This window comes from Weissella confusa, from assembly GCA_041871065.1.
GTDB classification, from domain to species: domain Bacteria; phylum Bacillota; class Bacilli; order Lactobacillales; family Lactobacillaceae; genus Weissella; species Weissella confusa_A.
This window is the reverse complement of the sequence record CP168942.1, coordinates 1433348-1456362: the sequence shown is the minus strand read 5'-3', so window position 1 is coordinate 1456362 and position 23015 is coordinate 1433348. Positions and strand designations below refer to the sequence as shown.

General features: G+C 44.1%; 24 protein-coding genes. 23 read left to right on the top strand and 1 reads right to left on the bottom strand.

What is annotated here, in order from left to right:
- Positions 1 to 6: 6 nt before the first annotated feature.
- Genes ACAW68_06905 through ACAW68_06855 form a run of 11 tightly spaced genes read left to right on the top strand, consistent with a single transcriptional unit; the run spans position 7 to position 8940 of the window.
- Positions 7 to 567 (top strand): phage baseplate protein, encoded by a 561-nt coding sequence (locus tag ACAW68_06905; protein ID XGA15206.1) that lies wholly within the window; start codon positions 7 to 9, stop codon positions 565 to 567.
- On the top strand, positions 567 to 908 hold the full coding sequence (locus ACAW68_06900; GenBank protein XGA15205.1) for a hypothetical protein: 342 nt from the start codon (positions 567 to 569) through the stop codon (positions 906 to 908). The genes ACAW68_06905 and ACAW68_06900 overlap by 1 nt, the downstream gene beginning before the upstream one ends.
- The gene (locus ACAW68_06895; GenBank protein XGA15204.1) at positions 908 to 1771 is read left to right on the top strand and encodes a hypothetical protein; all 864 of its coding nucleotides are present in this window, start codon (positions 908 to 910) and stop codon (positions 1769 to 1771) included. The genes ACAW68_06900 and ACAW68_06895 overlap by 1 nt, the downstream gene beginning before the upstream one ends.
- A complete protein-coding gene (locus ACAW68_06890; GenBank protein ID XGA15203.1) occupies positions 1771 to 2130 on the top strand; it encodes an ABC transporter substrate-binding protein in 360 nt (119 codons plus the stop codon). The genes ACAW68_06895 and ACAW68_06890 overlap by 1 nt, the downstream gene beginning before the upstream one ends.
- Positions 2130 to 2477 (top strand): hypothetical protein, encoded by a 348-nt coding sequence (locus ACAW68_06885; protein ID XGA15202.1) that lies wholly within the window; start codon positions 2130 to 2132, stop codon positions 2475 to 2477. The genes ACAW68_06890 and ACAW68_06885 overlap by 1 nt, the downstream gene beginning before the upstream one ends.
- Positions 2467 to 3624, top strand: coding sequence for a baseplate J/gp47 family protein (locus tag ACAW68_06880; GenBank protein XGA15201.1), 1158 nt, complete (start codon positions 2467 to 2469; stop codon positions 3622 to 3624). The genes ACAW68_06885 and ACAW68_06880 overlap by 11 nt, the downstream gene beginning before the upstream one ends.
- Entirely contained in the window at positions 3614 to 4216 is a 603-nt protein-coding gene (locus tag ACAW68_06875; protein XGA15200.1) for a hypothetical protein, read from the top strand. The genes ACAW68_06880 and ACAW68_06875 overlap by 11 nt, the downstream gene beginning before the upstream one ends.
- Positions 4216 to 7086: a hypothetical protein gene (locus tag ACAW68_06870; GenBank protein ID XGA15199.1), complete on the top strand. Its 2871-nt coding sequence runs from the start codon at positions 4216 to 4218 to the stop codon at positions 7084 to 7086. The genes ACAW68_06875 and ACAW68_06870 overlap by 1 nt, the downstream gene beginning before the upstream one ends.
- A 27-nt stretch (positions 7087 to 7113) precedes the next feature.
- A complete protein-coding gene (locus ACAW68_06865; GenBank protein XGA15198.1) occupies positions 7114 to 7368 on the top strand; it encodes a hypothetical protein in 255 nt (84 codons plus the stop codon).
- Complete coding sequence (locus ACAW68_06860; GenBank protein XGA15197.1) at positions 7365 to 7688, top strand: phage holin, LLH family; 324 nt, start codon at positions 7365 to 7367, stop codon at positions 7686 to 7688. Before ACAW68_06865 ends, ACAW68_06860 begins: the two co-directional genes overlap by 4 nt.
- Positions 7681 to 8940: a GH25 family lysozyme gene (locus ACAW68_06855; protein ID XGA15196.1), complete on the top strand. Its 1260-nt coding sequence runs from the start codon at positions 7681 to 7683 to the stop codon at positions 8938 to 8940. Before ACAW68_06860 ends, ACAW68_06855 begins: the two co-directional genes overlap by 8 nt.
- 113 nt (positions 8941 to 9053) lie before the next feature.
- Here ACAW68_06855 and ACAW68_06850 read toward each other — a convergent pair whose 3' ends face one another.
- Positions 9054 to 9401: a hypothetical protein gene (locus ACAW68_06850; GenBank protein ID XGA15195.1), complete on the bottom strand. Its 348-nt coding sequence runs from the start codon at positions 9399 to 9401 to the stop codon at positions 9054 to 9056.
- A gap of 333 nt (positions 9402 to 9734) precedes the next feature.
- On the opposite strand from ACAW68_06850, the gene ACAW68_06845 reads away from it, so the two are divergent.
- The 12 genes from ACAW68_06845 (at position 9735) to pepF (ending at position 22956) form a co-directional block, all read left to right on the top strand.
- Complete coding sequence (locus tag ACAW68_06845; protein ID XGA15194.1) at positions 9735 to 10193, top strand: phosphate-starvation-inducible PsiE family protein; 459 nt, start codon at positions 9735 to 9737, stop codon at positions 10191 to 10193.
- Between the two features lie 88 nt (positions 10194 to 10281).
- Positions 10282 to 11064: a 5-bromo-4-chloroindolyl phosphate hydrolysis family protein gene (locus ACAW68_06840; protein ID XGA15193.1), complete on the top strand. Its 783-nt coding sequence runs from the start codon at positions 10282 to 10284 to the stop codon at positions 11062 to 11064.
- Complete coding sequence (locus tag ACAW68_06835; GenBank protein XGA15192.1) at positions 11061 to 12170, top strand: toxic anion resistance protein; 1110 nt, start codon at positions 11061 to 11063, stop codon at positions 12168 to 12170. Before ACAW68_06840 ends, ACAW68_06835 begins: the two co-directional genes overlap by 4 nt.
- Positions 12171 to 12505: 335 nt before the next feature.
- Positions 12506 to 12904: a transcriptional regulator SpxA gene (gene spxA, locus ACAW68_06830; protein ID XGA15191.1), complete on the top strand. Its 399-nt coding sequence runs from the start codon at positions 12506 to 12508 to the stop codon at positions 12902 to 12904.
- 161 nt (positions 12905 to 13065) lie between these two features.
- A complete protein-coding gene (locus ACAW68_06825) occupies positions 13066 to 13809 on the top strand; it encodes an adaptor protein MecA (GenBank protein XGA15190.1) in 744 nt (247 codons plus the stop codon).
- A 1011-nt stretch (positions 13810 to 14820) separates the two neighbouring features.
- A complete protein-coding gene (locus ACAW68_06820) occupies positions 14821 to 16278 on the top strand; it encodes a 6-phospho-beta-glucosidase (protein XGA15189.1) in 1458 nt (485 codons plus the stop codon).
- 48 nt (positions 16279 to 16326) lie between these two features.
- Positions 16327 to 16644, top strand: a complete 318-nt coding sequence (locus ACAW68_06815; protein ID XGA15188.1) for a PTS sugar transporter subunit IIB — start codon at positions 16327 to 16329, stop codon at positions 16642 to 16644.
- Positions 16645 to 16727: 83 nt separating this feature from the next.
- The gene (locus ACAW68_06810) at positions 16728 to 17054 is read left to right on the top strand and encodes a PTS lactose/cellobiose transporter subunit IIA (GenBank protein XGA15187.1); all 327 of its coding nucleotides are present in this window, start codon (positions 16728 to 16730) and stop codon (positions 17052 to 17054) included.
- Complete coding sequence (locus tag ACAW68_06805; protein ID XGA15186.1) at positions 17054 to 18505, top strand: 6-phospho-beta-glucosidase; 1452 nt, start codon at positions 17054 to 17056, stop codon at positions 18503 to 18505. The genes ACAW68_06810 and ACAW68_06805 overlap by 1 nt, the downstream gene beginning before the upstream one ends.
- Before the next feature lie 74 nt (positions 18506 to 18579).
- On the top strand, positions 18580 to 19941 hold the full coding sequence (locus tag ACAW68_06800; protein ID XGA15185.1) for a PTS sugar transporter subunit IIC: 1362 nt from the start codon (positions 18580 to 18582) through the stop codon (positions 19939 to 19941).
- Positions 19942 to 20059: 118 nt separating this feature from the next.
- A complete protein-coding gene (locus ACAW68_06795; protein XGA15184.1) occupies positions 20060 to 21070 on the top strand; it encodes a competence protein CoiA in 1011 nt (336 codons plus the stop codon).
- A gap of 77 nt (positions 21071 to 21147) precedes the next feature.
- Positions 21148 to 22956, top strand: a complete 1809-nt coding sequence (pepF, locus tag ACAW68_06790) for an oligoendopeptidase F (GenBank protein XGA15183.1) — start codon at positions 21148 to 21150, stop codon at positions 22954 to 22956.
- Positions 22957 to 23015: the final 59 nt, after the last annotated feature.

Sequence of the window (23015 nt, the reverse complement as noted above, 5' to 3'; positions counted from 1 at the left end):
GCTTAGATGGCCAAATTCAATGACAGTAATGGTCATTCTGTTGACGTGTTTTCATTAACAGAGCACGAAGACGTGAATATTGATGTCGCAACACATCCGGTCGAAGATGGTTCGCCGATCACTGACCATTCACAGATGCAGAGCAAGAACTTCAGGTTCAGTGGGTGGATAACTGGTAATAATCAGTCAGACATTGATGCGAATTATCAACAGTTGCTTGATTGGTCGCAGAACGGTACGTTGCTCAGCTATTCTGGTGCTATTCGGCATAACAGTATGCTGATGAGTAATCTGACCAAAGACTACGAAGATGGTGGATATCAGAACGCTATCAAGTTTTCTGTAGACTTGACTTGGGTCAGAACGGTTAAGGTTACCTGGAATAAGAATGTTAATGCCGGTAAGAAGCAAGCAACGCCACCGCCTGGTGTGTACGTTACGGTTGTTGCTGGTAATACTTATTGGGGCTGGTGGGTTCAATATGGTACGTCTATTGATCAGCTAAGAGCTTGGAATGGTTGGCCCGACCGTTTCATCCCAATTGGAGCAAGGGCAAGGGTGAAGTAATGGCATTACGAGCATATATTGACGTAAACGTTGCACAGCTGCCTGAGATTTTTGAAATCGAATTAGGTGGTGTCAACGTCTATCTACAATTTAATTACAATGATTATGGTGAATTCTACACAGTCGATTTGTATGACAATTCAATGGTGCCAATTGTTTTGGGCGAGAAGTTAGTTTATGGGCGTCGCTTGTGGGCTGACTATACTAACCCAGCAATACCGGCAGTCGATATCATGCCGTTTGATGAATCACAGAAAGAAACAACGGTCTCTCCGGATAATTTCGGAAAGACCGTTTTTCTGTATCTGATGACTTTAGAAGATGATGGGGAGCTGATGTAATGGCAGATGCAGTGCAATACAATTTTGAAATTCAATTGAGTATCTGGACTGACTCCGGACAACTCATATACCATCACCGAAAATCAAACGACAGCATGGACATTGAATTTAATATTCCATTTGATAACACCAACGACCAGAGCGTCGGTGAAATCGTCATTTGGAATATGTCACAAATTAGCTTTAATCGTGTTCACGAAGGTGACCGAGTACAAGTGATTGCCGGTTATAGCGGTGATACCGGTATTTTGTTTGATGGATTTATCTATAAAACGACAGTGCCAACGCTAGAAGGCGGTGACCATAAGTACACATTACGAGTCGTAGAAGGAACTGATTATCGCAAGCTACCGGACGTATCATTGACGTTTGGTGAAGGAACGGCAGCTTCAACAATAATTGACAAGATTGTCAGTGTTTCTGGTATTAATCTGAACAAAGTTTCAATGCGTGAGGATCATGTCTATTCAGAAGGATATACCGTCGACGGCTCACCGTTAGATGCACTAGCAGAGATTGCTGGCGACACGCATTCAGCTTTGTTCTATCGACGTGGACAATTGACATTGCGTTACATGTACGACGACAACAACACCGGTACTGCTGAGTTAAACAATGGTTCTGGTTTGATTTCGTCACCAACAATGGAGCGACGAGATGAAGACTGGGTTAAGGATGAAGATGATGACGGAATGGGTCGCTACCAATATTCAGCAGAGAGTCTGTTAAATTATCGAATTACTACTGGTGAGTATGTCCACATTCAAAGTATGTTCGTTAACATTACGGGAACTGTGATAAGTGGTGAACATGCATTTGACGGAACCAGTCCGACTACATCAATTGAAATTGGGGTGAAGTAATGGCTAAAAAAGCTAAGAAAAACAACAATGACGTGGAGTTCTTCACGCATATTTTGCCTGACAATATTTCTGCTAATATCAATGTCGCCCAGTTGGGTCGTGTGGACCGTATCTATGCTGACGGCAAAAAGGCTCAAGTCCAGCCATTAGCTATGAAGAGTGACGGAAATAGCCGCGCACCACTTGTTGGTGTGCATATTGGGCGAATGTTGCGTGATGAAGTCCATGTTGGTGACGTGGTCGTGATACTGTTCATTGACAGATCGATTGCCGCTTTCAACGGCAGCAATGATGAGTTTCCGTTGTCAAATACTAGAATGCACAGTCTTAATGATGCATTCATTATCGAGGTGTACTAATGCGAGATATTTTGTTAGCAGAAGATGGCGATATCAACTTCGCACACGCAATTGATGCTGATCAAGAAGTTATGCAATCAATCAGGATTATTTTGGAAACAAGCTTAGGCTCATTCATTGGCGACGCTGAAATGGGGCTTGATACCAGTGACTTGATTGGTAAGCAATACAATGAACGCTATGCTGTCACGGCTATTCGTGATGCTTTGACACAAGAGCCACGAATTGATGCAGTGAACGATGTAGTAATTACAGCTGATTTATCAGCGCGAGTTGCAAACATCAAACTTGATTTAGTTATTGATGGTGAACAAAAAACTACGGAGGTGATTTTGGATGTTGGATAGTAATGGCTTCACACGGCCACAATACGAAACAATCGTTGTTGATTTGACTGCCAAGTGGCAAGAGCTGTTTGGTTCTGATTCCGACACATCTGCGCACTCTGTCGCTGGTGTCTTAATCCGTCTGATGGCGTTCTTTTTGGACTTGATTTATAAGCTTGCTGAAAAGGTCTATAACAGTCAGTATTTGAGCACAGCAACCGGTGTTTCGTTGGATAAGATTGCTTCTAACTTTGGCTTGTATCGCAATCCAGCCGAGCAAGCAATTGTTGACTTGTCGTTTACTGGTACGCCTGGTTTTGTCATTCTGGCTGGGAAAATGTTCAAAACGACTGACGGAAAAATCTACCAGTTAGGTTCTGATGTACTGTTATCTGCGTCAGGAACAGGGGCTGGAACGGCGTATGCAATGGAAACCGGGGCGCAATACAACGTACCGGCCAATGCAATCACTTCTCAGGTTGAACCAACGTCTGATATTTTCACTGTTACTAACCCACAAGCCGTGGAAAATGGTGCAAATATCGAAACGGATGCTGAACTGGCGCATCGTGTTCGATTGGCCAATGATACCAAGCCATCTAGCCCAGTCAATGGTGTAATTTCCGCCGTTATGGAAGTTCCAGGGGTTAAGAGTGTTCAAGTTGTTACGAACAATACAATGGCAGTCGATTCATACGGCAACCCAGCTAAGACAATTCACGTCTATGTTGATGGTGGTGAAGAAATGAAGATTGCAGATGCGCTGTTCAATTCCGTTTCGGCGGGTATATTAATGGTCGGCAGCCATACAGAGACAATGACTGACGCTGCTGGCTTTTCCGGTAATGTAGTCGCGTTCGATTATGCTACTAAGGAAACGATTTTCGTGACTGTTGACGTTACGACTAATAACGACTTCGAAATTGACGGTGTTGATCAAGTTAAGAAGGCTGTGAACGACTATCTTGGCAGCGTTCCAATGGGTGGAACTGTTCGCTTCTCATACTTGTACAAGTACATTTATGACAATGTGAACGGAATTGTTGTAGCCAGTGTCAAGATTGGCACGAAAGCAGCTTCCCAATCAATGACCGATATTCCATTGACGCAGTTCAGTATTGCGACGACGACAGCTGATAGTTTGGTGGTGACCAAGAATGGCAAATAGTTTTAAAGAGCAGTTTCTAGCTATGCTACCGGCGCCAATTAGCCGCTATGGTCGTCAAACAATGTTGTTCGCTGAATGGTTGCAATGGCAATTTAAACAGCTACAAGACTTGTTTACGACGATTGAAGATTTTCGAGAGTTGGATAATGCCAACGGTGAAGTGCTGGATGCAATCGGTGCTCAATACAATCAATTGCGCGGTGAGGCTGACGATAGTTTCTATCGCATTATGATTCGTTCAAAAATGGCAATCAATTCCGGTATCTCAACGGTGAATGGCCTGTTGGACATCATTGCAAGGTCATTGAATATTCCTAAGAAGGGCATTGAGATTGAGCCGTTGCGGAAGTGGAATGGAACAACTGTTGATGACGGTGAGCCATTAGCAATTGCAATCCGCAATATTCCGCTGCAATGGGCCAATACCGAATGGGAACAGAACTACATCATTGATCGAATTCGAAGTGGTGTTGCAGCTGGCGTGCGTGTTGATGAAGTAACATTCGTTGATAATTCAAATGCCGTGTTAGCTGTGCGTGGTATCAGCAGTAATACGTTGACGTATCAAATCTATGAAAGCGAGGATAAGTGATGGCTAATAAATTTTCTAGCCTAATCTTTACTGAAGAAGGTAAGGATGTCATGACAAAGGCGCTGGCTGATAAAGGACAAATGTCTATTATCAATGCCTACACCTTTACGGTATCTCTTACCAAGGACTTAACCTACTCACAAATCAGTGGTCTGAACCCTAAGCAAACAAAGCCAATGGGTACGGTTACGACGGATTTAACGACTAATACTGTTGAATCTCGTCTGATTATTGATAATCGTGATGTTACAGCTGACTATAATTTGAAGGGTATTGCCATTACCGGTGTCTACGGTACTGACAATTATGTCCTTGGAATTATCAATACGAATGAGACCACGTTGGTTCCTGCGTATAATGGACAATCAGCGCAGACAATTAATTTGGACGTTTCATTTGCAATCAGCGATACGTCAATCGTAACTGTCAACACTCAGTATGCTGGAATGCTGACGGTTGCTGATTACATTGCTTTGCAGAAGTATATCGACCAACGCGACGCAAAGAAGGCTGATGATACTGCCGCCGTCCACAAGACAGGCAATGAGACGATTAACGACATCAAGACTTTCATGAAGATAATTGTTGGTTCGGTTAGTGGAAATTCAGGAACAAGTGATCGTGTGAATACACTGGCTATCAATGCTGACGTTGCACTGTCAAGTTTGAATAACGGCGTTTACCTTTCAACAAATGCTTCAAAGACAACGTCTGACAAGCCGACTGGCGCAGCTGAGACGTATGTGTTCGTTAAAGAAAGCAACGTTGAGCGATTTACTGACATTTCTAATGGTCAATCATATTTCCGTGTACAGAACGGTTCTACGTATACAGCGTGGAACCGTTTTTCTACTGCAGCGGAACTTTCAAACGTGGATGCTTCTGCCGTCCACAAGACAGGCAATGAGACGATTGGTGGGTCTAAGACATTTAGTTCGGCTATTATTGCTAACTTGCAAGGAAATGCTGACACCGCAACAAAGCTAAAGACAGCGCGCACAATTTCGTTTAGTGGCGCTGCAACTGGTACTGGTACGTTTGATGGCTCAGGTAATGTTGACATTGCACTAACAGAATCTGCAACTACACGTACGAACACTTCATCATCACAATCGCTTGCTGTTGGCGGAACTGTGACAATCATTGATAGCATTACGACTAATACCTCCGGTGAAATCACTGGTGTTAATGTCAAGACGGCTACAATGCCATCAGTTTACCCACCAAATAATGACAGTAACTTAGTTCATAAGTCAGGAGCTGAAACGATTGGCGGGTCAAAGACGTTCACTGATGGTCTTAGCGGTGCATTGGCCGGTAACGCCACAAGTGCAACAAAACTAGCCAATGCACGCAAGATTAATGGTGAAAACTTTGATGGTACGGCTGATATTAACGTTGACCCAGTTGTGCAAGTGATTAGCACGAATAAGGATGTTTTCACTCTGGATAACGGCTTCTACTACTACGCAAACATTGGGGCAACTAATAAGCCTAGCGGATCATCAAATTATTTCGTTGTTGAAGTTATTCAATCAACTAACAATGGTTTCATGCAGCTGGTTGACTCTAACAACAATGCTTGGTGGACAACTAAGAGTGGTGGTGCGTGGTCAGCATGGAAAACGGTCGCAAATGATGCCCTGGTTGCGCACTTGGATACGGTCGAGACGTTTACGGGTAAGAAGACGTTTTCGGCAGGACTTGCTGGTGAATTGACCGGTAACGCAGCTACGGCAACTACGCTAAAGACCGCACGTAAAGTTGGTGGCGTCAGCTTTGATGGCTCAGCCGATATTAACTTGCCTGGTGTAAATACGGCGGGTAACCAAAATACGTCTGGAAATGCGGCAACAGCTACCAAATGGGCTACTACAAGAACGCTAGCGCTAACTGGTGATGTATCCGGCTCAGTGAATATTGATGGTTCGGGTGACGTGTCTATGGCAACGTCTGGAACGAACCTGGTTCACAAGACTGGTGCCGAGACTATCGCTGGCGATAAGACGTTCACGGGAACACTTGTCGCTAATAATCCTATAAAAGCTAAACTTTCAATTGATAGGCTACCTCAAAAAGACTTAAATAGTGCAACAGCTACTGGACAATATAAAATTGATGTTACCTATTCAAATGCTCCTAGCCAAATGCCAAATGGTGCATTTATAGACGTATTAAATTTTGATGACAATTTAATTTATCAAGTCATTGTTGCTAGAGACATATCAGACGCAGTGCACAAATCTACAATGTGGGTAAGAATAAGACTAGGGGGCAATTGGGGCAATTGGCAGTCTATTTCAAAAGACGATAATGTTGTACACAATACAGGTAATGAAACTGTTGCGGGTGACAAGACGTTTACAAGTACCATTAACGGTAATCTATCTGGTAATGCAGCGACTGCAACTAAATGGCAAACAGCACGTACTCTATCACTGACCGGAACAGTGACGGGATCAGCTTCAATTGATGGTTCTGGCAACGTCTCAATTTCCGTGGCAACCCCAGTTGTATCTCGTGAAGTAAGTGGTACCAACGGTATGTCGTTTAAATTCAGAAGGACGGGTAACTTTGTGCACGTTGAGATTTCAGGTAACTACACAGGCACAAACTGGACAGGTTCTTCAACCCCAAGTTATGCATCTGAATTATTCAATGTCACTGTTCCTTCGGGATTTTCGCCAGATGATTGGAGTCAATCAGTATTCATTGAGTACAGCAGTGCGGTCGGATTCGGTCGTTACAATTTCGACTCGTCTTCAAAGAAAATGTCATTCACGTACCGCGGAATGACCGGCTTAGTTACTAGTTCAAACTATATTGTTTCATCTGTGTCATATTCGACCAGCGATAGTTGGCCAGGATAGCATTAAGAGAGTGAAAGGGAATTTCGAATGAATTTAGATACCGGAACAGTCGTAACGATTGTTCTTTTTTTGATTACGGCGATAACTACCGCCGTAAATTGGGCAATTAAGGTTGGTTTTTCAAAACCAATTGCTACATTAACTGATGCAATTGACGACTTGAAAGAAATATTGGGGCATATTAAGGATGACACCCAAATTCAATTTAAGGAGCATGAAGTCCATCTTGCTAAGCATGATGAACAAATCAAGACATTGTTCGAAAGGAATGAACGATTATGAATAAAGTAATTGATGTGTTAATTGGAATTGCACAAACTGGTGTTCTTGGTGTTGTTGCAGCTGCCGTAATTGGTTGGCTTAAGAGTCACACCAAGAATGAAAACTTGGCCATGTTCTACGATTGGATCAACCAAGGTATCGCAATTGCCGAAAAGACTTGGGGGCCGGGACAAGGAAGTGCAAAACAACAAGACGCAGTGAAATTCGTTAAGCAACGAATTGATGCTAATGGTTTGACGGGGCATTTCTCGGATTCACAGATTGAAGGAGCTATTGAGCAAGAGTTGAAAGCCAACAAAGGAGTTGACAATAATGGGTAAGATTAAGACAATGCTGGTCGCCGGAATGGCGGCCTTTTTATTTGCCGGAGCAACACCAACTGCGTTTGCCGCAAAGGGTGACCAAGGAGTTGACTGGTCAATCTATCAAGGGGCACAAGGTAAGTTTGGATATGGTCACGATAAGTTTGCCATCGCTCAAATTGGTGGGTACTACGCTGGACATGGCTACGTTGATCAACACACGTATCCAACGCAAGTTCAGTATGCAATCGCCCAAGGAAAACGCGCGCATGACTATATTTTCGTAGACGGTGTTACTGACCGTGCAACCATGAAAACCGTAATTGATCACTATCTAGCAAAAAGCCAAACGCCACAGGGAGCTATCTTTGCTTTGGATATTGAGCAAGGTGCAACGAATACAGACGTAGTTATGTACGGACTTGATTATATTCAATCAAAGGGAAAGACAGCTGTGCTATACGGGTACAAGAATTTCTTGATGTCAAACCTTGACCTGCAAGCGATTGCTAATAAGTACCCGCTTTGGTTGGCTCAGTATCCTAATTACGAGGTTACGCCAGAGCCAAACTATAACTACTTTCCGTCATTCGATAATGTACAATTATTCCAATTCACTGCATCATATGTTGCCGGTGGACTAGACGGTAACGTTGATTTGACCGGTATCACGGATAACGGATACAAGAACGGTAACCCTAACAAGCCAAACACGGATACACCTGCCGTTGATGCTGGTAAGGAAGCTGACAACACGCCAAAGGCAGGCATTGCGTCGGGTATGACGGTTAAGGTCAACTTCAGCGCTACTTATTACGCAACTGGTGAAGCTATTCCTGACTTTGTTAAGGGTGAGCCACACAAAGTGCTAGAAGTCGATGGCGACCGTGTGTTACTTGATGATATTTACTCATGGGTAAACAAGAAGAATGTCGAAATCTTGGACGCTAACACTCAAGATGACTCGGCAGAGTTTAACGGTGTATTCTATCTAGATAGCTGGCAATATGAGCTGGGTAGTGTGTACGTTCGAAACAATGATATGGCTATTCCAGTAGCTGACTACCACAACGATATGCCGGCTGCATCAATTACGTTGACAGACCGTTACGGTAACCCATTGGCGGACCAAAACGGCCTTGGTAACAACGGAGTTCCGGAATACTTCACTTTGAATGGTAAGTACAAGGTATTGCAACGCGTTGGATCATCGATTGAAGTAGAGATGAATGGTGAGTCGGTCTGGCTGAAGGCTGCATTCGCTAACTAGTTTTAAATTGGGCCAACTTGCGACATTGAAACAGATACGCAAGTTGGCACACATATAAATTAAGCCCGTCTGGACTAGGTACAAAGGTACTTAATCCAGACGGGCTTTTTGTGTTATTTGCTTGGAACGTCCCATTCCCAGTCATGTTCAACCGCGTGCCAGTTACCTGTAGCCGCAGAAGCTCCAATCTTACCAGCAAGTTCGATCCATACTTTTACATCATATAAGGTTGGACGCGTCATAGCCTTAGCAGTTGCTTCGGTATATTCTTCCCATGTTAGGTCGGCATCATCAAGCAATGGCTCTACAATCTCACGGTGCAGATTGATATATGCCTGCCGTTCGGTGAAACCATTGCCGATTAGCTCATTGAACTTTCCTACATATAAAATACGGTCGTCTTCAGTTTCTGAGGCTAAAAATTGGAGGACTCTTTCTGTCCAATGAGTTAATTTAGTCATGTAAGTTTCTCCTTATGAAGTTAAGTTAAAATTAATTATATAATACACAACAAAAATTGAAAATGTAGCACAATTTGTAGCACTCACCAAAAACACATAAACAGATAAATGAAAATACAACGTGTGATTTTATTAGCTATAAAACAAATAATCACCCCATATTTGTATTGTTTTTACGCTGTTTGTCTGTCGGCGGCATACAGGAAAGGATGATTTCTCACACACGGGAAGTCATCCTTTTTTTGAACCTGAGATTGAATTTACTGGTGGCTCGAAGTTTGTTTCGGGTCATTTGGTTTGATATGATGGAGAAAAGAAGCGTGAGGGCGGGATATGAATCGTAAAATAATTGAAAAAGGTTACGCCATCATTCTCGATTTGGCGATGTTGGTGTTGGGAATTGTGATGATTGGGTTCTTTGTGAAAGAACTCTGGGAATTGGTCACAATGCTGATACATGTGGATTTGGCAACGGATTTCTTCGGGGTGGCGGAACGCATTTTGGAAACGTTCTTGTTCTTCGAGTTTGTGGTGCTAACACGTGAATACTTTATCCAAGATCGTATTTCTTTGCAGAACTTTATGTATATTGGGATTACGGCGTTGCTTCGAAATCTATTGGTTTATCACGCCGATACGATTGGCATTTTGATTCAAGCAGCAGCCATTGCAATTTTGATTTTAGTGCTAGTTGTCTACCGCTGGTCACGCCGTTATCTGGCAGATTTAGCGCATCGCGAGGAGCGTGAAGAACTAGTGTTTGCTGAAGAGCATCCTGAGGCAACGAAGTAGGTCGATGACCTGCTTTTTTTATATACCATGACAAGAGTTATCGATTGCACGTATAATAAGAATAGTTGCTTTCGAGAGGATAAGAAAAATGCTGGATTTAGATAAAATTCCAAAAAAGACGTTAAGGCGAAGTAAGTGGATAACGGTTCTAATAGTGTTCTTGGCAATTGGGTTTACACCAGCCTATCTAGACAGTATTTCGAATGTGTTAGTCTTCGCGTTCTTGGTAAGCATGGTCACAAAGCCGACCTTTGTGTTCCGTTGGCTACTACCACTAATGTTAATCGGTGTTGCCTGGGCCATTCCGGGAATTGGTTGGCCAGTGCAACTTGTGCTATCAGGCGTTGTTTTGGGCGCCCGTCAAGTCGTATTTACGCCGATGAAGCAAACTAAGCAACGGATTACGACAGCAAAGCAAAAACTAACCATTAATACTGATAACTTATCGAAGCGTGATGTCACTGTGTTTAAAGCAACATTCAATCGGACGCTAGCCAGTGTTGATCACGTGGAAGAATTGTTGCAGTTGACGACGGGATTGCGTAAAATTGCGGTTGAAACCGATGTGATGCGGTTTGCACGCGGTATTCTAAAAGAATTAGCTGATGATCCAACCCAATTAACGGAAGCAGATGAGTTTGTTTATACGCATTTGCCAAACATGGAACAAATTCTGGTCACGTATCAAGAAATTGCGAACCATGAAATGATTGACGAGTCGGACAAAGCGCACTTGAAGGCGGCGCGTGAAGTACTGCGCCAACTTGCTGATCAAATTCAACAAGACTACCGTTTAATCACACGTGATGATTTAAACTCACTTCGCGATCAAATTGATGTGGCGAAGCGAACTATGGGGGATAAAAAATGACAGAAGAAGTAATGACAAAAGAGACGGTGGCGACACCGGAGTTAACGGATACGTTGACCTCTGAAGAGAAGTCAAAGGCATTGCAACTCGCACAAACGTTGGACGTTTCAACGAGCGACTCAGTGTTAACATACGGTGCAGATGCACAAAAGAACCTTTCAGCTTTCTCACAAGGTGTATTGGATAAGGTTCAAAATCAAGATGTTGGCCCAATCGGTGACTCACTAACTGAGTTGATGAACACATTGAACCAAGCTAGCCCAGACGATTTACGTCCGGAAAAGCAAGGATTCTTTGCCCGTATCTTTAACCGCGTTCAAAAGTCAGTCTATGAAATGACAGCGAAGTACCAACGAATTGGTGCGCAAGTTGATAACGTGGCTGCCCGCTTGGATCGTCACAAGGATTCCTTGTTGGCTGATAACAAGATGTTGGATGGGTTGTTCCAAGAAAACCTCGACTTCTTCAACCAATTGAATGTTTATATTGGTGGGGCGGAGATGAAGTTAAGCGACGTGCGCCAACGTGAATTGCCAGCTGCCCAAGAAAAGGCGCGTCAAACGAACAACCAACTTGATGTCCAAAAGGTACAAGATTTGGTGCAGTTTGAACAACGTTTGGAAAAGCGTACTAACGATTTGAAGTTGACGCGTCAAATTGCGTTGCAACAAGCACCACAAATTCGATTGATTCAATCAACGAATCAAGTGTTGGCCGAAAAGATTCAAGCGTCTGTTTCAACGGCTATTCCATTGTGGAAGAATCAAGTTGCAATTGCTTTGACGTTGTTGAAGCAAAAGAATGCTGTGATTGCACAGCGTGCTGTGGCTGATACGACCAACGAACTTTTGCGTGCAAATGCCGACATGCTTCACCAAAGTGCGGTTGAAACCGCGAAGGAAAACGAGCGCGGTGTTGTTGATATCGAAACGCTTCAAGAAACGCAAAACAGCTTGATTGCAACGATTCAAGAGACGATGCAAATTCAACGTGAAGGTCGTGCTAAGCGTGCCGATGCTGAGCAACAAATGCAGGCAATGGAGACTGAGTTGAAGGAAAAGTTGTTGGGGATGGCCGAAAACCAAGGTCGTAAAGACATTAATTAAAAAATTTTTTTCGCGGACATTGTTATCAATGTCCGCGTTTTTTATCACGATAAATTCATGTTTTACGCTGAATTTTTCGTGATAAGAATTATATACAAAAGGATGTGATAACCGTTTCATTTCGTGCATGAACCCCATTAAAACAATAGCGAACAAGTAAACTTGGCCTTAATTATTTTTTAATAATTTGTGGTGATAAAGGGCAGTTCGACTGTCATGTTTCTGTAATTTATTCGCAATTTTTCGTAAAAATGGGGGTTACATGTTCACATATTGACGGTTATAATAGGAGCCATAGGTAGCAGTAACACCGTAGAAGCCGGAAGGAGGCACATATGGTCACGTTATATACATCACCTAGTTGCACATCATGCCGCAAAGCGCGTGCATGGCTCGAAGAAAACGCCATTCCCTATACTGAGCGTAATGTCTTCAAAGAGCCATTGAGCCGAGATGAGATTAAGAACATCCTCCGCATGACGGAAGATGGGACTGAAGAAATCATCTCAACACGATCAAAGCTGTTTGCTGAATTAGATGTGAAGCTAGATGACTTGTCATTGAGTCAATTGATTGAAATGATTCAACAGCAACCTGCGCTATTGAAGCGCCCATTAATGATTGATGAAAAGCGTATGCAGGTTGGTTACAATGAAGATGAGATTCGTCGCTTCTTGCCACACGAGGTTCGTCAACAAGAGCTTAAGCGTGCAACGCTTATGGTGGATTTGTAACATCCTAACCCATACATAAAATGAGGCTGCTGGGTGTGGCCTCTTTTTTAGCCCAAATTGGTGGTTAAAACACTAATATATCGACTATTAATCAGTAACTTTGTTATAATGGTTAACAAAGATAAGTTCCCGAATAGCGGGAAGGGAAGGGGTGCCCAATTATGGAAATGGAACGCATTAACGAGGATACAATTCGAGTTGTGGTGACTAACGACGATCTCGCAGAACGCAGTATCTCAGTGATCGATTTGCTGGGCAACCAGGAAGAAATTGAACGTTTCTTCTACAATATCTTGGAAGAAGTTGATGTTGAGCACGATTTTGAAAACAATGAGGCTGTCACTTTCCAAGTATTGCCAAACCGAAATGGCTTGGAGTTGTTTATTTCAAAGAACATTGGTGATAAGGCCATGATGGATGGGGTTATCAACTCAATGTTTGGAAATCGCGATGCGGGCGACGTCAACGATGATGTTTCAGACAGTTTGTTGGAGCAACTACTTGATAATGACGGTACAAGCGATCGTAAGCCAAAGGCTAACAGCCGTGCCCGTGCTGAAGAACAAGCTGCCAACCAAATGGTTAATGCAGCTCGTGAATTGGCACGTGACAAGCAAGGTCGCCGTCAAGTTATCTTGAAGTTCAACGACTTTGAAGCCATCATCCAATTCGCTAAGATGATGCAAGAAGAAGTTGGTGATTCAAAGATTATCGAGTACAACAAGGCTTACTACCTTGAGTTGTCATTCGATGATTCAGTATCACAAACTGGTTTGCAAGACATCACCGCGGTAGCACGTGAGTATGGTGAAGTAACGCCGGTGGCAGCAGAAGTGCTTGCAGAACACGGACGTACGATCTTCGCTGAAAACGCATTGACGCAAGTGTTGTCATACTTTAACTAGAATAAAGCCCAAAAGCACACAATCGATTTTTCGGTTGTGTGCTTTTTTTGTCGTTCACTGGGGGGTTGGGGTTTGTGTCGACGCGTTGCGTCGAGGCATGGTGGATATGGGGGCGGGGGTTCTCCGTCCTGCAATATAAGTTGGTGGCAACGGAGTCCCGCTCTCACTAAGCCTCAGCGTGTTTCTGCGCCTGTCGCCTTGAAATCCACTGCTGCTAAGTGATTGCTGGTGCTCCTGTCCTTGCTTGGTCACCGGCTAATATCGCAGGAGCTCCGAACCCCCGCCCCCATACCCACCATGCCAGCAGCCAGGATGTTCTAGTCAGTTTCGGATTATCATCCACCTGGAAAGAAATGGGGAAACCGTTCACCCTACGGTTTTGTGGTGGATGATCATCCAAAAAACATAGTATTGCTTGGCTGCTGTGCTTGGCCCCGCCACGCGTATAGACACGTGCAGACCTTGACCCGCAGGTGTGGGTTCTTAGCGGTTTTACCGCTTAGAGCCACGGGAGGTAAAGGCGTACGCGCCAACGGCGTGGACTCCGCTCCCTGCAGGTCATGGTCTGGACGTGTTAGCGTGCCCTAGAAGGGGCCAAGCACTCCGGCCGTCAGGACGGACACTTACTACCAAATAAAACACCACAAACCAAAACACTCGACCATATATAAATCTTATAAATTAAAGAAAAAGAATTACGCCAAAAAGCACTGTTTGTTGCAAAAGTTTTACAAATGAAAAGGTGGGCAATGTATCAGATAAGAATGTGCCTCATTTAGTAGTAAACGCTTTCATTGTTGCTATTTTGGGATTGTTCATAAAAAAACTTACAACTTAATCACAGACTATAACCATCAGAATTCATACTTTAGTCTTTTTGTTCGAAACTTTTACAAAATATATCTGTAATATAGTTGTTACAACGAAGCAGTAAATTGTGAATGTAAACGCTTACATTAAATTATTTGCGACGTTGGGTTTTCACTTTACGTAACCGAATAGGGGGATATTATGGGACTAAAGTTGAATGATGATTTCTTGTGGGGTGGTGCGATTGCAGCACACCAAGCCGAGGGTGCTTGGAACGTCGGTGGTAAGGGTGTCTCAATTGCAGATATCTTGACTGCCGGGGCTCACGGGAAGCCACGTGAAATCACAGATGGTGTGATCGAGGGATTGAATTATCCTAACCATCACGGTATCTACTTCTATGATACTTACAAGGCGGACTTGGCTTTGATGGCCGAGATGGGCTTTAAGGCATTCCGTACTTCGATTGCTTGGACGCGTATCTTCCCAAATGGCGATGATGCAACGCCAAATGAAGAAGAATTGCAATTCTACGATGATATGTTCGATGAAATGAATCGTCTTGGAATTGAGCCAGTTATCACATTGAACCACTTTGAAATGCCATACCATTTGGTAACTGAATATGGTGGTTGGTCTGATCGTCGTTTGATTGATTTCTTCGTAAAGTACGCTGAAACAGTTTTCACTCGTTACAAGGACAAGGTGAAGTACTGGATGACGCACAACGAAATTTCAAATCAAGCTAACTTGACTGACGAAACGATGGGCGAATTCATGATCTGGACGAATTCAGGTTTGAAGTTCCCAGAGGGTACGCCAGCCGAAGAAAAGTTAGCAGCGATGGTCCAAGCTGGTCACTATGAATTGGTAGCCAGTGCTAAGGCCGTTGAAATCGGACATGCGATTAACCCTGATTTCGTCATCGGTGGCATGTTGAACGTTGCGCCATTGTACCCAGCTTCATCAAAGCCAGCTGACATGTTGGCGGTACAAAAGGCCCGTCAAGCACGTGGCTGGTTCTCAGATGTTCACGTTCGTGGTGAGTATCCAGCGGAATTTGAAGCCTTCGCAAAGCGTACTGGGATGCGCCCTGATATCACTGAAGAAGATCGCGAAGCACTTCGCGCCGGAACGGTTGATTACTTGGCAATTTCTTATTACAACTCATTCGTGATTAAGGCAACGTCAGATGATGATGCAGAATTCGATAACCTACATGGTTATGAAATCGTGCCAAATCCTGAAGTACAAGTTTCAGATTGGGGTTGGGCAATCGACCCACAAGGTTTGCGTTACACGTTGAACGAATTGAACGACTTGTACCCAGGTTTGCCAATCATGATTGTTGAAAATGGCTTTGGTGCTTACGACGAAGTAGTTGATGGTAAGGTTCATGACCAATACCGTATCGATTACTTGAAGGCGCACGTTGCTGAAGTTGAAAAGGCAGTTGTGATGGATGGTATCCCAGTAATCGGTTACCTATCATGGGGACCAATTGACATTGTGTCAGCTGGTACTGGTGAAATGAGTAAGCGTTACGGTTACATTTATGTTGACTTGGATGACATGGGCGAAGGTTCAGGCGAACGTTTGCGCAAGGATTCATTTGATTGGTATAAGCAAGTAATCGCCTCACACGGTGTGGACTTGTAATTTAATTCTAAAAAATTTTTATTAAAGGTATTTCTGGAGGAAATAATTATGGCAGACAAGACGATTATGTTGGCATGTGCGGCAGGAATGTCAACTTCAATGTTGGTTAAGCGTATGCAAGATGCAGCTAAGGCTGAAGGTAAGGACTACGAGATTTTTGCAAAGTCAACGTCAGATATTGATGCAGAGTTGGCATCAGATCACAAGCCTGACGTATTGTTGCTTGGACCTCAAGTCGGTTACTTGAAGAACGATGTTAAGAAGAAGACTGACGAAGCTGGTATTCCAATGGATGTTATCAACATGATGGACTACGGCATGATGAAGGGTGACAAGGTTTTGGCAGCAGCCGAAGCAATGATGTAACACGATTTGAGCAGTAACAAATGACGGTTTGACTGACTGGTAGCGTAATGACCAGTCAGTCATTAGCATATGGGGGAATAATTATGGATGACGCACGTATGGAAGTCGTAATGGGCTTGATCATGCACGGTGGAAACGCTAAGGGACAAGCATACCAAGCAATTCAATTTGCGAAGGAGCACAAGTACGACGAAGCTGAAGAAGCTTTGAAGGCAGCTAACGAAGAATTGAAGGCTGCCCACGACGTTCAAACTGACATGTTGACTAAGGAAGCACAAGGGGAGCACACCGAAGTTGACTTGTACATGGTTCACGGACAGGACCACTTGATGAACGCAATTACGTTCCGTGACATGGCCGTTGAGTTGATTGAATTGATGAAGCGCGTCGATGCTTTGGAGGGTAAGTAATGGTCAAAGGCTATAAAATGCCTGACGGGTTCCTGTGGGGAGCGGCTGTTGCGGCTCACCAACTTGAAGGTGCCTGGGACGTGGATGATAAAGGAGTCTCAATCGCGGACGTCATGCTAGCTGGTAAGCACGGTGTGGCACGTGAGGTGACGGATGAAGTATTGCCAGATGGTAACTATCCTAACCACCGTGGGATTGATTTCTATCACACTTACCCAGAAGACTTTAAGTTGATGAAGGAACTTGGTCTTAAGGCATTCCGAACTTCAATTGCTTGGACACGTATCTATCCAAATGGTGATGATGTGTTGCCTAGCGAAGAAGGATTGCGTTACTACGACAAGATGATTGATGCGATGATTGAAAATGATATCGTACCTGTCTTGACGTTGAGTCACTTTGAAATGCCGCTTCACTTGGTAACAGAGTACGGTGGTTTCCGTAACCGCCAAGTAATCGACTTCTTTGTGAAGTTTGCGGACACGGTTATTCGTCGTTACGGCGACCGTGTTAAGTACTGGATGACGTTTAACGAAATCAACAACCAAACATCATGGATGGATCCACACCCAATGTTGCAAAACTCAGGGTTGAAGGTTTACAGCGAGGATGAAGCGCAAGAGTTGATGTATCAAGCATCACACTACGAATTGTTGGCATCAGCTTTGGTAACGAAGCGTGCCCACGAAATCGCCCGTGAAAAGGGTTGCAAGTTGTTGGTTGGGGACATGATTGCCATGAACCCGGTTTATCCAGCGTCATCAAAGCCAGAAGATATTTTGATGGCTGAGCGTGCGATGCAAACCCGTTATTTCTGGGGTGATGTGCACGCCAACGGTAAGTATCCAAACTGGTTGAAGAAGTTCTGGGCGCACAAGGGCTTCAAGATTGATATTACGCCGGAAGATGAAAAGATTTTGGCAGAGAATACAGTCGACTATGTCGCATTCTCATACTACATGTCATGGACGGTTTCAGATACCGGTGACGAGTGGTTGGAATACGATGAAGAAGCAAACCACGGCGACAACCCATTCTTGCAAAAGTCAGATTGGGGCTGGCAAATCGATCCAGTTGGTGTCCGTTGGGCTATGAACTGGATGTGGGATCGTTGGCAAAAGCCAATGTTCATCGTTGAAAACGGCTTTGGTGCTTATGACAAGTTGGAAGAAAATGGCGAAGTCCATGACGACTACCGCATTGCATACTTCCAAGGTCACATCGAATCAATGGAACGTGCTGTTGTCTTAGATGGTATTCCGTTGATTGGTTACTTGCCATGGTCAGGAATTGATATCGTGTCAGCCTCAACGGGTGAAATGTTGAAGCGTTATGGCTTCATCTACGTTGATTTGGATGACATGGGTCAAGGATCAGGTAAGCGTTACCGCAAGGATTCATTCAAGTGGTATCAACAAGTGATTGCCTCAAACGGAGAGGATTTGGGGTAATTCTAATAGAGGATTGGTGTTAACTATCGGTTTTAAAAATTTATACTATATATTCATAGAATGAGGATAATAACATGAATACATTTATTAATGAAAAGTTGTTGCCGCCGGTAATGAAATTCGTTAACACGAAGGCGGTTACAGCGATTAAGAATGGTATGCTTTACCCAATTCCATTCATCGTTATTGGAGCTATTTTCTTGATCTTGGGACAATTCCCATACCAACCAATTGCGGATTACTTGGATAAGATTGGCCTAGGACCTATCTTCTTGCAAGCAAATAACGCATCATTTGGAATCATGGCTTTGTTTGCCGTATTCGGAATCGCCTACTCATGGGTTCGCGATGAAGGATACGAAGGTGTATCAGCCGGTTTGTTGGCCGTTGTTGTCGACATCTTGTTGCAACCAGACACAATCAAGTCTGTAACGAACATTGCTGACCCAGACAAGACGTCAACTGCTTGGCAAGTGTCAGGTGTTATCGACAAGGCTTGGCTTGGTGGTAAGGGAATGATCGTTGCCATCATCGTTGGTTTGCTTGTTGGTTGGGGTTACTCATGGTTCATGAAGAAGGGCTTCACAATCAAGTTGCCTGAACAAGTGCCAGCTAACGTTGCAGCATCATTTACGGCTTTGGTGCCAGGTGCTGCTATCGTAACGATTGCAACTGCTGTTTACGGAATCTTCAAGTTGGGATTCAACACGACTTTGGTAGAGTGGATTTACACGACGATCCAAACACCTTTGCAACACGCAACTGACGGACCTTTGGGTGTTGTCGTTGTTGCCTTCTTGCCAGTGTTCTTGTGGTTCTTCGGTGTCCACGGTGCAACCATCGTTGGTGGTATCATGACGCCATTGCTATTGGCTAACAACGCCGACAACTTGGCTTTGTACAAGGCTGGAAAGTTGACGTTGGAGAACGGTGGTCACATCGTTACGCAAGCCTTCATGGACCAATTTATCACGGTTACTGGTTCAGGTATGACGATTGGTTTGGTTGTGTTCATGTTGGTACGCGCCAAGTCAGTTCAAATGAAGACGTTGGGTAAGTTGGAAATCGTTCCTGCTTTGTTCAACATCAACGAGCCAATTTTGTTCGGTTTGCCATTGGTATTGAACCCATTGCTAGCCGTACCATTTATCTTGACGCCACTTATCTCAGGATTCGCTACTTACTTTGCAATTTACTTCGGTATCATCCCACCATTTAACGGAATGTATGTTCCTTGGACGACGCCAGCCATTATTTCTGGTTTGATTGTCGGTGGATGGCAAGGTGCTTTGTGGCAAGCTTTGATGCTTGTGATGACTGGATTCACTTACTTGCCATTTGCTCGTAAGTACGACAAGGTCTTGCTTGCTGAAGAGCAAGTTGATGCAGAGCCATCAGCTGAAGACATTGAAAAGTTGGAAGAAGCAACTAACTAATCAAGTTGATTAAGAATTAAGACTTATAGGTCAGATGACTTATAAGTCTTTTTCTTTTGTCAAAAAGTCGATTGGAAAATATGGCCGGCTGCACCTCTTTATTACTAGGAGGATGCATATGTTTATAGCAAAGAAGCATGGGTCAGTAGAACTGGTGAAAGCCGATGTGGCGGTGAAAACGACTGTTTACGTTTGTCCCGGTTGTGAGGGTGAGGTGCAACTGAAACAAGGGACGATTAAAACACCACATTTTTCACACGTAACCTTACGTGATTGCCAATCGTTGGCTGAGGGAGAATCACGCGATCATTTGTTGGGTAAATTACAATTGGCTGATTTTTTTGAAAATATTGGTGGCACGGTTGAATTGGAAGTTTGGCTACCAGATATTCAGCAACGCCCGGATTTAGTTGTGACCTTCAATAATGTAAAAATCGCGGTTGAGTTTCAATGCGCCCCAATAACGGCCCAACGAATTTCCGAACGGTCACGTGGGTTTGAGTCGTTGGGGATGGATGTCGTTTGGGTATTGGGACCAACTTATCAGCAGAAAAAGTTACAACAAGCCACCTGGGCCAAGTTTGCCCGGATTCGTGGTGACAGTTTACAGGTGGCCTTTTGGCGACCAAAAAACAATCGTGTTGAGTGGCAGTCATGGTGGCGCCTTGATTGTCGTAATCGGGTTGGTCAAAAAGATGTCGGCGATCCGTATCGCCAATTATTGAAATTGCAACAGCTAGCGACGCAACGTGCAGACATTAGTCGACGTTGGCAGAAACGATTATATCGTTTAGGACGTAGTTTAGTGGGGATGCCGTGGATTTGTCATCGTCTGAATGCAATGCCGGGTGGTGGGCGTGCAACGCAATGGGAGTTGTCATTAGCGGTTTTGTTGGCGTTAGAAAAAGGACCGCAGACTATTGAACAACTACAGGAAGTGTTGATTCAGCAGGCTTGGTTTGAATTTGGTGCCACCAAACAAGACGAGGCCGTTAGTTTATGGTTGAATCAATTGTTACAGGAATGGCAGGTGGCGGATGTGATTACACGACAGGGTGACCGGGTTTGGTTGAACCGAGCGCCAGAATGGTACCCGGATTACCAACATAAATTTGCGGTGTTAGATTAGCTCCTCCGTTACTACGTGCAACTTCGTAACCCAAAGTGTAGAATAACAACTATAAAGTTGAAATGAGGTTAGCTATTATGGCAAAAGAATTACCATTGCGCGAAGAGTTGCCTGAGTCAATGACTTGGGATCTATCAACAATCTTTGCCTCTGACGAAGCGTGGGAAGATGCCTTCGCAGATTTGGAAGACCGTCTTGAGTCAGCTGAGTTCTTTGCAGCGAACGTGACGAATTCGGCAACGGATTTGTACAATGCGTTGCAATACGGCTTGGGCTTGATGCAAGATTTGGAAAAGTTGTACGTTTATGCCTCAATGAAGTCTGACCAAGACACGGCGAACACGTACTACCAAGGCTTGAACAACATGGCTGAGTCATTGGCTGCCCGTGTGTCAGCTGCGATTGCCTTCTTTGACCCTGCCGTTTTGAGCTTGTCAGAAGAGGAATTGTCAGAATTCTTCGCGGCTGAACCTAAGTTGCAAGACTACAAGCACTACTTTGACAGTATTTTGACGCAACAAGGTCACGTCTTGCCAACTGAACAAGAGTCACTGTTGGCAGCCGCGGGTGATGTCTTTGGTGCCTCACAACGTACCTTTGGCGTATTGGACAACGCTGATATTGCATTCGATGCTGTTGAAAACGAAAACGGTGAAATGGAGACGTTGTCTAACGGTGTATACTCACGTTTGTTGGAGTCAACGAATCCTGAAATCCGTAAGAACGCGTTCCAAACATTCTACAAGTCATACATGGCTTTGGAAAACACGTTTGCCTCATTGATTGGTAACCACGTAAAGGGGCAGAACTTCATGGCCGCTGCGCACCACTATGACAATGCGCGTGAAGCTGCCTTGGCTGGTAACCACGTGCCTGAAGTCGTTTATGATACCTTGGTGGCTGAGGTTAACAAGGCGTTGCCATTGTTGCACCGTTATGTTGGCTTGCGTAAGAAGTTGTTGGGCTTGGATGAACTACACTCATACGATCTTTACACGCCAATTTTGGGTGAACCAGATTATGACATTGATTATGAGTCAGCCCAAGCTGAAGCGTTGAAGGCTTTGTCACCATTGGGGGATGATTACCTTGATATTGTGAACAAGGCCTTTGACAGTCGTTGGATTGATGTGATTGAAAACAAGGGTAAGCGTTCAGGTGCTTATTCAGGTGGTTCATATGACACGAACCCATTCATTTTGTTGAACTGGGTGGATAATTTGAACAACTTGAGCACGCTTGTTCACGAAATGGGTCACTCAGTGCACTCATACTACACGCGTCAAAACCAACCATACCACTACGGTGACTACCCAATTTTCTTGGCTGAAATTGCCTCAACAACCAACGAAAACTTGTTGACGGATTACTTGTTGAAGACGGTTGATGATAAGAAGCTACGCGCATACATCTTGAATCAATACTTGGATGGCGTGAAGGGAACAGTCTTCCGTCAAACCCAATTTGCTGAATTTGAGCAATGGATGCACGTAACAGATGCTGAAGGAACACCTTTGACAGCTGATGTTTTGGATGAAGCATATGGTGAGATGAACCGTCGTTACTATGGACCAGAATTGACGTTTGATGAGGAAATCGCCCACGAATGGGAGCGTATTCCACACTTCTACTACAACTTCTATGTCTTCCAATATGCAACTGGTTTCGCAGCTGCGACGGCGATGGCTGATAAGATTTTGACTGAAGGTGAGCCTGCAGTCGCTGCTTACAAGGAATACTTGCAAGCTGGATCATCAGCATTCCCAATTGATGTGATGAAGAAGGCTGGTTTGGATATGACCAAGCCAGATTACCTACAAGATACATTCAAGGTCTTCGAGGAACGTTTGAACGAGTTCGAAGCACTTGTTAATGAATTGGCATAAGAACTAAAAAAAGACGCTGACTTCAAATTTCTGAAGTCAGCGTCTTTTAATTAACTGTT

Bases quoted from the DNA above. Each gene is read 5' to 3' on its own strand.
- ACAW68_06905 (XGA15206.1), top strand. From the start codon at position 7: ATGGCCAAATTCAATGACAGTAATGGTCATTCTGTTGACGTGTTTTCA.
- ACAW68_06900 (XGA15205.1), top strand. From the start codon at position 567: ATGGCATTACGAGCATATATTGACGTAAACGTTGCACAGCTGCCTGAG.
- ACAW68_06895 (XGA15204.1), top strand. From the start codon at position 908: ATGGCAGATGCAGTGCAATACAATTTTGAAATTCAATTGAGTATCTGG.
- ACAW68_06890 (XGA15203.1), top strand. From the start codon at position 1,771: ATGGCTAAAAAAGCTAAGAAAAACAACAATGACGTGGAGTTCTTCACG.
- ACAW68_06885 (XGA15202.1), top strand. From the start codon at position 2,130: ATGCGAGATATTTTGTTAGCAGAAGATGGCGATATCAACTTCGCACAC.
- ACAW68_06880 (XGA15201.1), top strand. From the start codon at position 2,467: ATGTTGGATAGTAATGGCTTCACACGGCCACAATACGAAACAATCGTT.
- ACAW68_06875 (XGA15200.1), top strand. From the start codon at position 3,614: ATGGCAAATAGTTTTAAAGAGCAGTTTCTAGCTATGCTACCGGCGCCA.
- ACAW68_06870 (XGA15199.1), top strand. From the start codon at position 4,216: ATGGCTAATAAATTTTCTAGCCTAATCTTTACTGAAGAAGGTAAGGAT.
- ACAW68_06865 (XGA15198.1), top strand. From the start codon at position 7,114: ATGAATTTAGATACCGGAACAGTCGTAACGATTGTTCTTTTTTTGATT.
- ACAW68_06860 (XGA15197.1), top strand. From the start codon at position 7,365: ATGAATAAAGTAATTGATGTGTTAATTGGAATTGCACAAACTGGTGTT.
- ACAW68_06855 (XGA15196.1), top strand. From the start codon at position 7,681: ATGGGTAAGATTAAGACAATGCTGGTCGCCGGAATGGCGGCCTTTTTA.
- ACAW68_06850 (XGA15195.1), bottom strand. From the start codon at position 9,401: ATGACTAAATTAACTCATTGGACAGAAAGAGTCCTCCAATTTTTAGCC.
- ACAW68_06845 (XGA15194.1), top strand. From the start codon at position 9,735: ATGAATCGTAAAATAATTGAAAAAGGTTACGCCATCATTCTCGATTTG.
- ACAW68_06840 (XGA15193.1), top strand. From the start codon at position 10,282: ATGCTGGATTTAGATAAAATTCCAAAAAAGACGTTAAGGCGAAGTAAG.
- ACAW68_06835 (XGA15192.1), top strand. From the start codon at position 11,061: ATGACAGAAGAAGTAATGACAAAAGAGACGGTGGCGACACCGGAGTTA.
- spxA (XGA15191.1), top strand. From the start codon at position 12,506: ATGGTCACGTTATATACATCACCTAGTTGCACATCATGCCGCAAAGCG.
- ACAW68_06825 (XGA15190.1), top strand. From the start codon at position 13,066: ATGGAAATGGAACGCATTAACGAGGATACAATTCGAGTTGTGGTGACT.
- ACAW68_06820 (XGA15189.1), top strand. From the start codon at position 14,821: ATGGGACTAAAGTTGAATGATGATTTCTTGTGGGGTGGTGCGATTGCA.
- ACAW68_06815 (XGA15188.1), top strand. From the start codon at position 16,327: ATGGCAGACAAGACGATTATGTTGGCATGTGCGGCAGGAATGTCAACT.
- ACAW68_06810 (XGA15187.1), top strand. From the start codon at position 16,728: ATGGATGACGCACGTATGGAAGTCGTAATGGGCTTGATCATGCACGGT.
- ACAW68_06805 (XGA15186.1), top strand. From the start codon at position 17,054: ATGGTCAAAGGCTATAAAATGCCTGACGGGTTCCTGTGGGGAGCGGCT.
- ACAW68_06800 (XGA15185.1), top strand. From the start codon at position 18,580: ATGAATACATTTATTAATGAAAAGTTGTTGCCGCCGGTAATGAAATTC.
- ACAW68_06795 (XGA15184.1), top strand. From the start codon at position 20,060: ATGTTTATAGCAAAGAAGCATGGGTCAGTAGAACTGGTGAAAGCCGAT.
- pepF (XGA15183.1), top strand. From the start codon at position 21,148: ATGGCAAAAGAATTACCATTGCGCGAAGAGTTGCCTGAGTCAATGACT.